Genomic DNA, 13,659 nt, shown 5'->3' with positions numbered 1-13,659 from the left:
CACCTCCGTAGAGGAACAAAATACAAACGATAAACTCACATTACAAGGCTGCCTTTTTATTTTACACAAACGCTATTATATCTTTTACCCAGAGTTTCGTCAAGCGAGTACGTTTTTGTTTTATGCATAAAAATTTTGGAAATTAATATAAGAAGGAATTTAAAACAATATAGAAGAAGAGATAGAAACACAAATAAAACGCTTACATAAAATGAAGGAAAACGTTCATCAAATTTTTATGGATGAATATGCGGCAATAAAAACATAAGGGGGATGTTTTTATGAAAAAGAAGCATATGGAGACAGCGTTAATTCACCACGGTTATACACCTGAGGAACATAAAGGAAGTTTAACACCACCTTTATTTCAAACTTCTACATTTACATTTGAGACTGCGCAGCAAGGAGAGGCGAGTTTTGCGGGAGTGGATCCATCTTATATTTACTCACGGCTTGGAAATCCAACTGTGAAATTATTTGAAGAACGTATGGCGTTGTTAGAAGGAGGAGAAGAAGCACTTGCCTTCGGATCTGGTATGGCAGCTATTTCAGCAACGTTAATCGGTTTTCTAAAAGCTGGAGATCATATTATTTGTTCAAATGGATTATATGGATGCACGTACGGTTTTTTAGAAGTGTTAGAAGAAAAATTTATGATTACGCATTCGTTTTGTGATATGGAGACAGAGGTTGATATTGAAAATAAAATTCGCCCAAATACAAAGCTTATTTTCGTTGAAACACCGATTAATCCGACAATGAAATTAATTGATTTAAAACAAGTGATTCGGGTTGCAAAGCGAAATGGCTTACTTGTTATTGTTGATAATACATTTTGTTCACCTTATTTACAAAGACCGCTTGAGCTTGGCTGTGACGCTGTTGTGCATAGTGCGACAAAATATATTGGTGGTCACGGTGACGTTGTAGCGGGCGTAACAATTTGTAAAACGAAAGCATTAGCTGAAAAGATTCGCCCGATGCGAAAGGATATCGGCGGTATTATGGCACCGTTTGATGCGTGGTTATTATTACGCGGGTTAAAGACGTTAGCAGTAAGAATGGATCGTCATTGTGATAATGCAGAAAAAATTGTATCGTTCTTAAGAAAACATGATGCGGTAGAAGGTGTTTGGTATCCAGAAGGGGAGTTAGCATCTCGTCAAATGAAACGCGGGGGCGGTGTTATTTCTTTTTCAGTAAAAGGCGGAAAAGAAGAGACGCAAGCGTTTATTAATGATCTTCACTTTATTACAATTGCGGTGAGTTTAGGAGATACAGAAACGTTAATTCAGCATCCAGCAACGATGACGCACGCTGCGATTCCAGCTGAACTAAGAAAAGAAATGGGCATTTTCGATAATTTAATACGCTTATCAGTCGGTTTAGAATCGTGGGAGGATATCGTTTCTGATTTAGAGCAGGCATTAAAGAAAATATCTACTGTTAATCAATAAAAAAGAGTGAGCTATCGGTTTTGTACAGGACGTACTAAATCGATAACTCGCTCTTTTCTTTTTACATATGTTTTAGGAGTGTTTCCACAAACTTTTCTAAATAGCGCTGATCTACTTCATCGAAACGATTCTTTTCAGGACTATCAATGTCAAGTACACCAATGACAGCTCCTTCTTTCACAATCGGTACAACGATTTCTGAATTAGAAGCACTATCGCAAGCGATGTGACCTGGGAATTGGTGAACGTCTGCTACAAGCTGCGTTGTTTTCGTTTCAGCTGCAACGCCGCAAACGCCTCGTCCAAATGGAATGCGCACGCAAGCAGGCATTCCTTGGAATGGTCCAAGAACAAGCTGAGTTCCTTCTGTTACGTAAAAGCCAACCCAATTAACGCGATCTAAAAATTGGTTTAATAATGCGGACGCATTTGATAAGTTTGCGACTACGTTTGATTCGCCAGTTAATAACGCATCCAGTTGTTTAATTACTGTCTCATATTGCTGCACGCGAGATCCTGCATAACTTTCTTTAGTAAACATGGAAACAGCTCCTTTTTTATCGAGATGTGTAAAATATTAGCAAAATACGATGTATTTCACATGACTTTGTCGATAGAAAATTAAAGGAATTTGTCTTAAAAGTCAAGAAATTTAAACTATAGCTGTTCAGTGAAGGGAAGTGAGCGCATGAAGCAGACGAAACAAAAAGTAATTGATGCGGCAATATCGTTGTTTAATACGAAAGGTTATGATGGAACGTCAGTGCGAGACATTGCAAAGCGAGCGGATGTGAATGTAGCGAATATTTCATATTATTTTGCTGGGAAGCAAGGTTTATTAGAACAGCTTATTACTGATTTTTTAGAAGGATATATTCATGTGATTGAAATGTCGTTTGAACAGAGAGAGTATTTGTCGGCTAAAGATGTAATGGTGCAAATGGTGCGCGGGATTTTACGATATCAATTTGAAAATAGAGAACTAACACGTTTCTTCTACCGAGAGCTTTCGCTTGATACGACATTAATTCGTGAAGTGATGACCGTTTATTTTTCTAAAGAAAGATATTATATAGAACAAATGATTAGACAAGGACAAATGAAACAAGAATTTCAGAAAGTATCATTTACAATGTTTATGACGCAATTAAAAGGTATGATAAGTATGCCGTTTTTATATCCACAATATATATCAGAAGTACTCCATTCTTTCCCGTCTGAGACATTTTTCATAGAAATGTATACGAAAGAGATTGAGCAATGGATGGAACAAGCATTATGTAAAGCGAATATGTACCATGAATGGCCAAGAGCTGTTCATATGTGAAGAATCCCCACCTAACGAACTGAGGTGGGGATTTTTATGTTTACTTTTCTTTGCCATAAATTGTTACATAATAGCGCGATAATTGTTAATGCAGCTCCAGCGATTTCAATTTTATCCACTGTATAACCTCGAAAGATAGAACCGATTAGTGCAAGGATAGGAACTAAATTCATAAATAATATGCCGTTAATAGATGAAATATAGCGATTTCCCATATTCCAGCAAAATACAGCGATAACGCCTGCGATAATCGACATATAAAAGAGCTCAAAACGAACGCTCACAACTGTACGCAGTGACGGTATAGTAACTATATTTGTGTACGTTAAGAAAGTAACAATAACGATGAGTGAAATGGAGCCAAATAAACAAGTTAATGTCGTGTACCTAAGTGGTGACCAAGATTGAAAACGAGCACCCCCGTTTGTATAAATGACCCAGCAAGTAACGCCGCATAGCATCAATATATTTGTCGATAAGTGGCTTGCAGCTCCAAATAATAATTCAATATTTCCTTTTGAAATGACAAGCATAACACCAAGTAATGCAACGAACATACAAAGGAATGTATAGTTTTGTGGGCGGCGATTTTTCGTTATCCATTGCAGTGATAAGGCAATCAGTGGCATAAGGGATTGAATCATAGCTGCATGGATTGCTCCGGAAGGTCCAGCAAGTTGTTGTCCGTAGAAAACGAGAAAACCATACCCCGCGAAACCGACTGTCCCGTAAAAGAATAGAGAAAGTGTTCTTTTTTCTAAGCGGAGTGAAGTCTTTCCTTCAGTAATTAATAGCAAAATAAGAAAAATAATAGCTGCTGATCCATAGCGAAGCGTTGTGAAGAAGAATGGATCGATAAATTGCAGAGCATTTGCCATTACAGGAAACATAAATCCCCAGGCAGTGACGGCGAGTAAGCATAGAAAGGATCCGAGTAGCATTTGTTTTTTGTTCAAGAGTATCTTTCCCCTTTACATTTCGTTATAGTAAGTTGATGAAATAAGTATAAAGAGTAATTGTTTATAGGAGGAAATATCGATTTCTTATAACGGTTATAACTTTTTGTTAGAGGTGTGTACAATGGATTTGGAGGCAGTACGATCGTTTATTGAAGTGAAGCATACGCGAAGTTTATCAAAGGCAAGTAAGATTTTACATATATCTCAACCAGCGCTTAGTAAACAAATTCAAAAGTTAGAAGCGGATTTAGAGGTTACTTTACTTAAACGTTCTGCGCAAGGAGTAGAGTTAACGGAGGCAGGAGAGTTATTTATAAAAAGAATGTTACCAATTTTGGAGCAAATAAATGAAGTGAAAACAGAAATGAGGGGGTATCAAGAGAACCGGAAGTTTTCAATTGGTATACTACCGAGTTTAGCGGAGTATTACATATCAGAATGTAAAGATATATTAGGTGATGAGTTCGAAGTGGAATGGCAAATCGGACATACGGAAGTATTAAGAGAGTTATTTAAAGCGCGGGAGATTGACGCGATGTTCATCGATTCAGTAGTAGAAGGTGCTACGTATATAAAAGAAGTGCAACAAGAGAAAATTGTTTGTGCCGTTTCAAATAATCATCCGTACAAAGAGAAGATAGTCATTCAAATAGAAGAGCTGCACAATGAAAAATTAATTGTATATCCAGAAATATGTGATGTAAGGAAAATGATTATGAACATGTTTCATGAAATAGGTGTAAAACCAACTATAGCTGTGGAAACATCTTACGCAGAACCGATGCTTGCAATGGTAAAAGCTGGCCTTGGTATCACGTTACTTCCAGAAAGGGCAGTAGAGCAGTCTGTAAGGCAAGGAAATGTACATGTAATTTCTGTTGAACCACCACTCATGCGGAAAATTTATTTCGTATCCCATACGAAAGATTGTTTGTTATTACAATCATTTGAGGATAGGTAGTGACGTAGGCGGAATATTGAGAAAGATTACAATCACATTGAAAGGAACATGAAATTTTTAAAAAAACTAGGTCAAAAACAAACCATTACATGGTATGATTAGTACATTGTTAGTTGTTAAATATAGGGGAATTCCCTTTTTATACATAATGCCTTCCATTTCATAAACGGAACGGACAAAAAAAGAGATATAACTAGGAGGCTTTTTTGCATGGATTCTATCCTGACGATCGTTATCATTGTAGTAAGCTCTATTCTAGTGCTGCTCATGATAGAGCTTGTGATAAGAAATCGTTCATATAAAGATATTGAAGCACTGGAGCAGTGGAAACAAGAGATAAAAGATAAACCTGTGGCAGATGAACTAAAACGGGTAAAAGATTTAAACATGACGGGTCAAACAGAAGAACTGTTTGGTAAATGGCGTGAAGAATGGGATGAAATTGTATCAACAACCCTTCCGAAAGCTGACAAAGATTTAGCGCAAGCGCGAAAATTCGCCTCGCAATTCTCCTTCCGAAAAGCAAAGCATGCGATGAACGAATCCATAAGTGGTTTAGATGACGCTGATAATCGTATTACGGACATTTTAAATGAATTACAGCAATTGTTAGAAAGCCATGAGAAAAATAGCTCGGAAATTGAAGGGTTACGTGATACATATCGTAGTATGAAAAAGAGTGTTCTTGCTCATAGACATATGTATGGAGCAGCAGAGCAGAAAATCGAAGAGATGCTAGACGCTGAATCTGAGAAATTTAAAACCTTTGAAGAAGCGACAAACAATGGCGACTATTTAAAAGCGAGAGAAATTGTTATTAGTTTGGAAGAAGGTTTAGCAGATTTAGAAATCATTATTCACCAAATTCCAGATTTATTGGTAGAGTGTCAAGCGACGTTACCAGTTCAGCTGGAAGATTTATTACACGGACACAATGATATGGTAAGACAAGGTTATGTATTAGATTATTTGGAAGTCCCTAAAGAAGTTCGTGATATGACGAAACAACTACAAACATGTTTAATGGATATACAGGAGCTTCATATAACAGAAGCGGCTGAAAAAGTAGAAAACTTAAAAACACGTTTAGATGGCTTCTACGATCAACTGGAACAAGAAGTACATGCGAGACATTATGTGGAGCAAAAAACACTTTCTGTTTATGATGATTTAGAAGAAATGCGCATCGAAACGATTGAAACGAAAACAGAAACACAACTTGTGAAACAAAGCTATCAGTTACAAGATAAAGACATTGAGTCTCAAAAAGTAATTGAAAAGCAAATGCACATTTTAACGAAACGTTTTGAAATGCTACAATTACGCGTTGCAGAACAAGATATTGCCTTCTCTATTATTCGCGAGGAACTAGAAGAGGTTTATGAGCAATGTGAAACGTTAAAAGTACTTCATGCAGAATATAAAGAAATGCTGCAAACGATGCGCAAAGAAGAATTTGAAGCACGTGAGAAGTTACAAGAAATGCGAAATACTATTTTCGAAACGAAACGCTTTATGCAAAAGTCGAATTTGCCAGGTCTTCCAGAGAGTATTATGGAAGATTTAAAAAGAGGGCAAATGGCAATGCAAGCTGTATATGAACAATTAGAAGTGAAGCCGTTAAATATGAACGCTGTAAATAGCAGTTTAGAAGAAGCATACACAACTGTGAACGGTGTGGCTGAAATGACAGAAGAGTTAATTGGACAAGCGTATTTAGTGGAAAAATTAATTCAGTACGGTAACCGTTACCGTAGTCATGATGAAAACCTAGCAGAAAGTTTAAATTATGCTGAGAAATTATTCCGTGAATACCAATACGATGCAGCTTTAGAACAAGCGGCTTCAGTGTTAGAGCAACTTGAACCTGGCGTTGTTCAAAAAATAGCTGAATATGTAGACAACGAACAAACCCTTTCATAAAAGGGTTTGTTTTTTTATGTAATTTTGCAGGCGATGTTGCTATAATGAATAGCGGAATACAGCAAGGTTATTCGTTTCAAAATAAAGTGAAACTGTAATCGGTGGGAGGATTCATCCCCACTGATTACTAGCCTTCACCAATCGGACATTTACGGGCAGTTAATCTCCCATCTAACTTCTTTGCTCTAACTGGATTTTGAGGTGAGAGTCTTATTGCCCGTTAACGCGGGATAAAGTGAAACTGTAATGGGAGGGCATCCTCGCCAATTATTAGCCTTCACCAATCGAGATAAAACGGAACCTTTGCGTAGTCTTAGCGTAATGACACGTATTTATGATATGATTATACGATGTGATAGCGCTGAAAGGGGAAGAACGATGATCTATTTTGATAATAGTGCGACGACGAAGCCATATCCAGAAGCTCTTCAATCGTACGTGACGGTTGCTGGGAAATATTTTGGTAATCCTTCTTCTATTCATTCGCTTGGAGGAGAGGCAGAGCGTCTATTAACACAATCAAGAACGATTGCAGCGCAGCTTCTTCGTGTTAAACCTTCTGAAATTATTTTTACATCAGGTGGAACGGAAGGAAATAACCTTGCGATTAAAGGGATAGCGATGAGGAATCGTTCGCGTGGCAAACATATCATTACAACAAATATTGAACACGCGTCTGTGTTTGAAGCATATAAGCAATTAGAAGAACTCGGGTTTGATGTAACATATTTACCGGTTAACGAGCATGGTGTTGTATCGGTAGAAGATGTGAAACGAGCGCTTCGTGAAGATACGATTCTTGTGTCAATTATTCATGTGAACAACGAAACCGGAGCAATTCAACCCGTTGCTGAAATTGGAACGTTATTATCGAATCATCCGAAAATAAGATTCCATGTAGATCATGTACAAGGGATAGGAAAAGTACCGCTTGATTTATATGCTTCTCATATTGATCTTTGCTCAATATCTGGACATAAATTCCACAGTGTAAAAGGAACAGGTCTTCTTTATGTACGCGATGGCGTAAGATTAGATCCGATTTTATCAGGTGGTCAACAAGAGCTTAAGTATCGCTCTGGTACAGAGAATTTACCTGGCATTGTAGCGATGGTGAAAGCACTTCGCATGACAATGGAACAAGTGAAAGAAAAGGTAGCTCATTTGCAAAGTTTACAAGCAGAGCTTGTTCGTTTCTTTAAAGAGATGGAAGATGTAACGATTAACACGTCGCTTGCATATGCAGCACCGCACATTTTAAATGTATCATTTGTTGGTTTAAAACCAGAAGTAGTCGTTCATGCTTTAGAAGAACACGGTGTATATGTGTCAACGAAATCTGCTTGTTCTTCAAAAGCAAATGAAGTGAGCAGAGTGTTAGTGTCAATGGGAGTGCCGCATGCAGCAGCTGCAAGCGCTATTCGTATTAGTTTGGCACCAGAAAACACAATGGAAGAAGTAAAACAATTTGAAGGTATTGTAAAAGAGACGATGCCAAAATTATATGAAGTGATGAGGTAAAGAAATTATGTTGAAATATGAATATATTTTAGTGCGTTATGGAGAAATGACGACAAAAGGTAAGAACCGTTCTAAATTTGTAAGCACATTAAAAGATAACGTGAAGTTCAAACTGAAAAAATTCCCAAATATTAAAATCGATGCAACACATGACCGTATGTACATCCAGTTAAATGGCGAAGATCATGAAGCGGTATCTGAAAGATTGAAAGATGTATTTGGCATTCATAAATTTAACTTAGCGATGAAAGTACCATCAGAATTAGAAGACATTAAAGAAGGTGCATTAGCAGCTTTCTTACAAGTAAAAGGCGATGTGAAAACATTTAAAATTACTGTACACCGTTCTTATAAGCATTTCCCAATGAGAACGATGGAATTATTACCTGAGATTGGTGGACACATTCTAGAAAATACAGAAGATATTACTGTAGATGTTCATAATCCAGATGTAAATGTACGTGTAGAAATTCGCAGTGGTTATAGCTACATTATGTGTGATGAGCGTATGGGAGCTGGCGGTTTACCAGTTGGTGTTGGCGGAAAAGTAATGGTACTTCTTTCTGGTGGTATTGATAGCCCAGTAGCAGCTTACTTAACGATGAAACGCGGCGTATCTGTGGAAGCAGTTCACTTCCATAGTCCACCTTTCACAAGTGAGCGTGCAAAACAAAAAGTAATCGATTTAGCGCAAGAGTTAACGAAGTATTGTAAACGAGTAACGCTTCACCTTGTTCCGTTTACAGAAGTGCAAAAAACGATTAATAAAGAAATCCCATCTAGCTATTCAATGACGGTTATGCGCCGTATGATGATGCGTATTACAGAACGTATTGCTGAGGAGCGTAACGCACTTGCAATTACGACTGGTGAAAGTCTTGGGCAAGTAGCAAGCCAAACGTTAGATAGTATGCATACGATTAACGAAGTAACAAACTACCCAGTTATTCGTCCGCTTATTACGATGGATAAATTAGAGATTATTAAAATCGCTGAAGAAATCGGCACGTATGATATTTCAATTCGTCCATATGAAGATTGCTGTACTGTATTTACACCAGCAAGCCCAGCGACGAAGCCGAAACGTGAAAAAGCAAATCGTTTTGAAGCGAAATACGATTTCACACCATTAATCGATGAAGCTGTAGCGAGCAAAGAAACAATGGTATTACAAACGATAGAAGTAGTGGCGGAAGAAGAAAAATTTGAAGAACTTTTCTAAACCATAAATTACCATATCTAAAACGTGTATGAAGTCATGTTATTTATCACACTCTATACTCACAAGGAGGTGATATAACATGTCACGTAGCACAAATAAATTAGCGGTTCCTGGTGCTGAATCAGCATTAGACCAAATGAAATACGAAATCGCTCAAGAGTTTGGTGTTCAACTTGGAGCTGATGCAACAGCTCGCGCTAACGGTTCTGTTGGTGGTGAAATCACTAAACGTCTAGTTTCACTAGCTGAGCAACAATTAGGCGGTTACCAAAAATAATCCCATATGATGGCTTAGAAAGAGCGGGTTCTCCCGCTCTTTCTTTTTTGTGTTGCTATTTGTCGGTAAGTTGATGTAATTTCATTTAGTAATTCGACAGAACTGAAAAATTTGTCAAAAGAAGAGGGTTCAAAATTAACAGAAAATTCTTTATTATATAAAGGAGGCATAAAGAAAAGGGAGGATATTTTATGAAGCGAGAAGAATTGTTGGCGCCACCGTCTTATAATTTAGTTTCTGAAATAGAGAAATATACGGGTGATAAAGGGAAATTAGCTTTAATTTGGCAAGATGATAAAGGGAATCGAAGGGAAGTTACATACGCTGAATTAATGCAAGGTGCGAATAAAATTGGAAACGCTTTTATAAAAAGTGGTTTGCAAAAAGGGGACAAGCTTCTTATTATGATGCCGCGTTTAATTGAAGCGTACATGACGTATATTGCTGCTATTAAAGCAGGATTTGTCGTAATTCCAAGCTCGGAAATGTTACGTAAAAAAGATATAGAATATCGAATTGGACATGGAGAAGTAAAAGCGATAGTAAGCTATGAGCCGTATATTAGGCAGTTTGATGATATAGAAGCGATGGAATCTCTTCGAAAATTTGTCCTGAGCGAGCAGTCAGTAGATGGATGGATTAATTTAAAAACAGCGTTAGAAACAGAGAGTGACAGGTTAGAAATGGCGAAGACAGATAAAGAAGATATGGTCTTTTTATCTTACACGTCAGGAACGACAGGAAATCCAAAAGGTGTCGTTCATACACATGCGTGGGCATACGCTCATTTACGTACGAGCGCTCCAAATTGGCTCGGAATTGAAGAGAATGATATTGTATGGGCAACAGCTAGTCCAGGCTGGCAAAAGTGGATTTGGAGCCCGTTTTTAGCAACGCTAGGATCAGGGGCAACAGGGTTTGTATATCACGGTAAGTTTGAACCGAAAACGTACCTGAACTTATTAGACGATAATAAGGTGAATGTACTTTGTTGTACACCGACTGAGTATAGATTAATGGCAAAGGTAGAAGATTTAAGCCAGTACAATTTAGAGGCATTACATAGCGCTGTATCAGCAGGTGAGCCGTTAAATAGAGAAGTCATTGGAACGTTCCAAAAGCACTTTCATATTACAGTGAGAGACGGCTATGGGCAAACGGAAAATACATTACTTGTTGGTGTAATGAAAGGGATGGATATTAGACCAGGTTCAATGGGGAAACCAACGCCAGGTAACCACGTCGATATCATAAATGAGGAAGGTACTCCAGTTAAAGTAGGCGAAGTTGGTGATATTGCAGTTCACATTGAAACGCCGGCCCTCTTTAAACAATATTACAAAGACGATGAACGTACAGCGATGCAATTCCGCGGTGATTATTATATTACAGGTGATAAAGCGAAGAAAGATGAAGACGGCTACTTCTGGTTTGAAGGGCGCGGTGATGATATCATTATTAGCTCTGGTTATACAATCGGGCCGTTTGAAGTAGAGGATGCACTTGTAAAACATCCTTACGTAAGAGAATGTGCAGTTGTCGCAAGTCCTGATGAAATTCGTGGAAGTGTCGTGAAGGCATTTATCGTATTAAGAGAGAATATAGAAAAGAACGAAGAAACATTAATTCCAACACTCCAACAACACGTCAAAGAACTCACTGCACCATATAAATACCCTCGCAAAATTGAATTTGTAGATGAACTACCAAAAACGATTTCTGGAAAAATTCGCCGTATTGAACTTAGAAAACAAGAGATGGAGATTCCGTCAAAATAATTTTGAAAACAGTGAAGTAAATAGTTGAATGAAATGCAAAACAATGATAATATAAAAACGAACACAAGTTCGATTTTATAAACTTAAAAAAGAGGTGTCCGTATGATTTTAGGGATTAATCCGTACTTAGTTTTAGATGGTAGTGGGCAAGAAGCTGTACAGTTTTATAAAGAGGCTTTAGATGCAAAAGTAGAAGTCATGCAAACTTTTGGTGACATGCCTGAAAATCCAGAATACCCGATTCCAGCTGAAGCGAAAGAGCGCGTTTTACACGCTACTTTAAAAGTTGGTAATACGGATCTTATGATTTCTGATACATTCCCAGGTCAAGGACATGCAATCGGATCTCAAGTAACAATCGCAATTCAAATTAGTAATGCAGAAAAAGCAAAAGAAGTATTCGATAAGTTACAAGAAGGTGGAGAAGTTATCATGCCACTTCAAGAAACATTCTGGAGCCCAGCATACGGACAAGTAAAAGATAAATTTAATATTGAATGGCAAGTTACAACGTCTACTACTGAACAAAAGTAATTTTTAGAAAAGCACCATGTTTTGAAATGGTGCTTTTTTTTATACAATAAAAAATAAAGGAGATGGGATATATGGGAGAAATTTGGTATGGCGGCACCATTTACACAATGAGAGAAGAAAATGAAAAAGTGGACGCTGTTTACGTTGAAAACGGCATAATTGTTGATGCTGGTAATAAGGGAGAATTAGAAAGCAGATATTCAAACGTAAAGTTACATGACCTAAAAGGAAAAACAATGATCCCAGGTCTCGTTGATAGCCATATGCATCTTATTGGGCATGGAGAGAGATTACTCCGTCTAGATTTATCAAATTGTACATCTTATAGCGAAGTACTGGCTCTTGTTCAGAAGCGAGTGGAAGAAGCTCCAAAGGGCTCTTGGATTATTGGAGAAGGATGGAATGAAAATAACTTTACAGATACGAAAGATGTTCACGCGCGTGATTTAGATGAAATTTCGAAAGACCATCCTATTTTATTAAAGAGAGTTTGTCGTCACGTTACATGGGTGAATTCATACATACTGCAAGAAGTGAATATAACAGAAGCGACAGAAGATCCAAAAGGCGGGAAAATTGGCAGGGATTCATCAAATAAGTTAACAGGACTTTTATATGAACAAGGGCAAGAATTAATTAAACATGTTCAGCCAGAAATTGATGAAGCTTATTTACAAAGAGCTCTGCAAACAGCGATTAAAGATTGCTGGAAATACGGACTTGTTGGCGGGCATACGGAAGATTTAAATTATTATGGTGGTTTTAGAAAAACGCATAATGCGTTTTCTCATGTGATAAAAGAAATGCCATTTAAAGCCCATTTGCTCGTTCACCATGAAGTAGCACATGAACGAAAAGAATATGAAAATGAACATTATATTGAATTTGGGGCAATGAAAATTTTTTCTGACGGTTCTTTTGGCGGAAGAACAGCATTATTAAGTGAACCGTATGAAGATGCTAAGGAAACGAATGGGGTTGCGATTTTCTCACGTGAAGAACTTGCAGAATTAGTGAAGAAAGCACGAGATTTACATATGCCAGTTGCGATTCATACTATCGGTGATTTATCGCTTGAATATGTCATTGATGCACTCGAATTATATCCACCAGCAAAAGGGTTACGTGACCGCATTATTCATTGTCAGCTTGCTCGTGAGGAGTTAATTGAAAGAATGAAAAACTTGCAAGTCATTATAGATATACAGCCAGTCTTTCTTTCATCAGATTTTCCGTCAGTCATTGAAAAACTAGGAGAGCGCCGTCTTCGTTATGCGTATGCTTGGAAGACATTACTGGAAGCAGGGCTACATTGTAATGGTGGCTCAGATGCCCCCATTGAACAAGTAAATCCGTTTCTAGGTATATATAGCGCTGTTACACGTAGAAGTTTTATTGACGGTGTATGCTATATGCCTGAGGAAAGATTAACGGTATATGAGGCTGTTTCTTTATTTACAACAGGAAGTGCCTATGCAATTGGAAAAGAAGCGAAGCGAGGGCAAATTACAAAAGGATATGAAGCAGACTTTACAATATTAGACCGCAATATGTTTGAAATTGAGGCAGAAGAAATAAAAGAAGTACAAGCAGAAATGACCGTAATAGATGGCCAAGTTGTCTATAGAAAAGATGCGTAAAAATATATGAGCGATTATCGGAATATATCGACTTACCGACAAAAACTGACAAGAATAACG

At 37.6% G+C, this 13,659-nt stretch carries 12 protein-coding genes; 10 read left to right on the top strand and 2 right to left on the bottom strand.

Features of this window, described 5'->3' with window-relative positions:
* Positions 1 to 281 precede the first annotated feature (281 nt).
* Positions 282 to 1,457: a methionine gamma-lyase gene (gene megL / locus NST86_RS23835; RefSeq protein WP_000726564.1), complete on the top strand. Its 1,176-nt coding sequence runs from the start codon at positions 282 to 284 to the stop codon at positions 1,455 to 1,457.
* Positions 1,458 to 1,518: 61 nt separating this feature from the next.
* Here the strand turns inward: megL and NST86_RS23830 are convergent, their stop codons facing one another.
* Positions 1,519 to 1,998: a GAF domain-containing protein gene (locus NST86_RS23830; RefSeq protein ID WP_000494342.1), complete on the bottom strand. Its 480-nt coding sequence runs from the start codon at positions 1,996 to 1,998 to the stop codon at positions 1,519 to 1,521.
* A gap of 147 nt (positions 1,999 to 2,145) precedes the next feature.
* Here NST86_RS23830 and refZ point away from each other — a divergent pair, with 147 nt between their 5' ends.
* Positions 2,146 to 2,784: a forespore capture DNA-binding protein RefZ gene (gene refZ / locus NST86_RS23825; RefSeq protein WP_000814923.1), complete on the top strand. Its 639-nt coding sequence runs from the start codon at positions 2,146 to 2,148 to the stop codon at positions 2,782 to 2,784.
* A gap of 11 nt (positions 2,785 to 2,795) precedes the next feature.
* Here the strand turns inward: refZ and NST86_RS23820 are convergent, their stop codons facing one another.
* A complete protein-coding gene (locus NST86_RS23820; protein WP_001986680.1) occupies positions 2,796 to 3,740 on the bottom strand; it encodes a DMT family transporter in 945 nt (314 codons plus the stop codon).
* Between the two features lie 124 nt (positions 3,741 to 3,864).
* On the opposite strand from NST86_RS23820, the gene NST86_RS23815 reads away from it, so the two are divergent.
* The 8 genes from NST86_RS23815 to NST86_RS23780 all read left to right on the top strand — a co-directional run bounded on the left by NST86_RS23815 (position 3,865) and on the right by NST86_RS23780 (position 13,599).
* Entirely contained in the window at positions 3,865 to 4,704 is an 840-nt protein-coding gene (locus tag NST86_RS23815) for a LysR family transcriptional regulator (protein ID WP_000362536.1), read from the top strand.
* A 210-nt stretch (positions 4,705 to 4,914) separates the two neighbouring features.
* Complete coding sequence (gene ezrA / locus NST86_RS23810; protein ID WP_000377305.1) at positions 4,915 to 6,627, top strand: septation ring formation regulator EzrA; 1,713 nt, start codon at positions 4,915 to 4,917, stop codon at positions 6,625 to 6,627.
* A gap of 378 nt (positions 6,628 to 7,005) precedes the next feature.
* Positions 7,006 to 8,148 carry a cysteine desulfurase family protein gene (locus tag NST86_RS23805; RefSeq protein ID WP_000638992.1) on the top strand — a complete coding sequence of 381 codons (1,143 nt, stop codon included), beginning with the start codon at positions 7,006 to 7,008 and terminating at the stop codon, positions 8,146 to 8,148.
* A gap of 7 nt (positions 8,149 to 8,155) precedes the next feature.
* Positions 8,156 to 9,370 carry a tRNA uracil 4-sulfurtransferase ThiI gene (gene thiI / locus NST86_RS23800; RefSeq protein ID WP_061663959.1) on the top strand — a complete coding sequence of 405 codons (1,215 nt, stop codon included), beginning with the start codon at positions 8,156 to 8,158 and terminating at the stop codon, positions 9,368 to 9,370.
* 79 nt (positions 9,371 to 9,449) lie between these two features.
* Positions 9,450 to 9,647: an alpha/beta-type small acid-soluble spore protein gene (locus tag NST86_RS23795; protein WP_000091640.1), complete on the top strand. Its 198-nt coding sequence runs from the start codon at positions 9,450 to 9,452 to the stop codon at positions 9,645 to 9,647.
* Between the two features lie 191 nt (positions 9,648 to 9,838).
* Positions 9,839 to 11,425 (top strand): acyl-CoA synthetase MbcS, encoded by a 1,587-nt coding sequence (mbcS, locus tag NST86_RS23790; protein WP_044796462.1) that lies wholly within the window; start codon positions 9,839 to 9,841, stop codon positions 11,423 to 11,425.
* 102 nt (positions 11,426 to 11,527) lie between these two features.
* Positions 11,528 to 11,959: a VOC family protein gene (locus NST86_RS23785; RefSeq protein ID WP_000600350.1), complete on the top strand. Its 432-nt coding sequence runs from the start codon at positions 11,528 to 11,530 to the stop codon at positions 11,957 to 11,959.
* 71 nt (positions 11,960 to 12,030) lie between these two features.
* The gene (locus NST86_RS23780; protein WP_016118719.1) at positions 12,031 to 13,599 is read left to right on the top strand and encodes an amidohydrolase; all 1,569 of its coding nucleotides are present in this window, start codon (positions 12,031 to 12,033) and stop codon (positions 13,597 to 13,599) included.
* Positions 13,600 to 13,659 lie beyond the last annotated feature (60 nt).

The organism is Bacillus sp. FSL L8-0199, from assembly GCF_038005705.1.
Taxonomy (GTDB): Bacteria; Bacillota; Bacilli; order Bacillales; family Bacillaceae_G; genus Bacillus_A; species Bacillus_A cereus.
This window is presented reverse-complemented; position numbering and strand designations above follow the sequence as displayed.

Coding starts and splice junctions, on each gene's coding strand:
- NST86_RS23830 (WP_000494342.1), bottom strand. CDS start 1,998: ATGTTTACTAAAGAAAGTTATGCAGGATCTCGCGTGCAGCAATATGAG.
- megL (WP_000726564.1), top strand. CDS start 282: ATGAAAAAGAAGCATATGGAGACAGCGTTAATTCACCACGGTTATACA.
- ezrA (WP_000377305.1), top strand. CDS start 4,915: ATGGATTCTATCCTGACGATCGTTATCATTGTAGTAAGCTCTATTCTA.
- NST86_RS23815 (WP_000362536.1), top strand. CDS start 3,865: ATGGATTTGGAGGCAGTACGATCGTTTATTGAAGTGAAGCATACGCGA.
- NST86_RS23805 (WP_000638992.1), top strand. CDS start 7,006: ATGATCTATTTTGATAATAGTGCGACGACGAAGCCATATCCAGAAGCT.
- NST86_RS23785 (WP_000600350.1), top strand. CDS start 11,528: ATGATTTTAGGGATTAATCCGTACTTAGTTTTAGATGGTAGTGGGCAA.
- NST86_RS23780 (WP_016118719.1), top strand. CDS start 12,031: ATGGGAGAAATTTGGTATGGCGGCACCATTTACACAATGAGAGAAGAA.
- NST86_RS23795 (WP_000091640.1), top strand. CDS start 9,450: ATGTCACGTAGCACAAATAAATTAGCGGTTCCTGGTGCTGAATCAGCA.
- thiI (WP_061663959.1), top strand. CDS start 8,156: ATGTTGAAATATGAATATATTTTAGTGCGTTATGGAGAAATGACGACA.
- refZ (WP_000814923.1), top strand. CDS start 2,146: ATGAAGCAGACGAAACAAAAAGTAATTGATGCGGCAATATCGTTGTTT.
- mbcS (WP_044796462.1), top strand. CDS start 9,839: ATGAAGCGAGAAGAATTGTTGGCGCCACCGTCTTATAATTTAGTTTCT.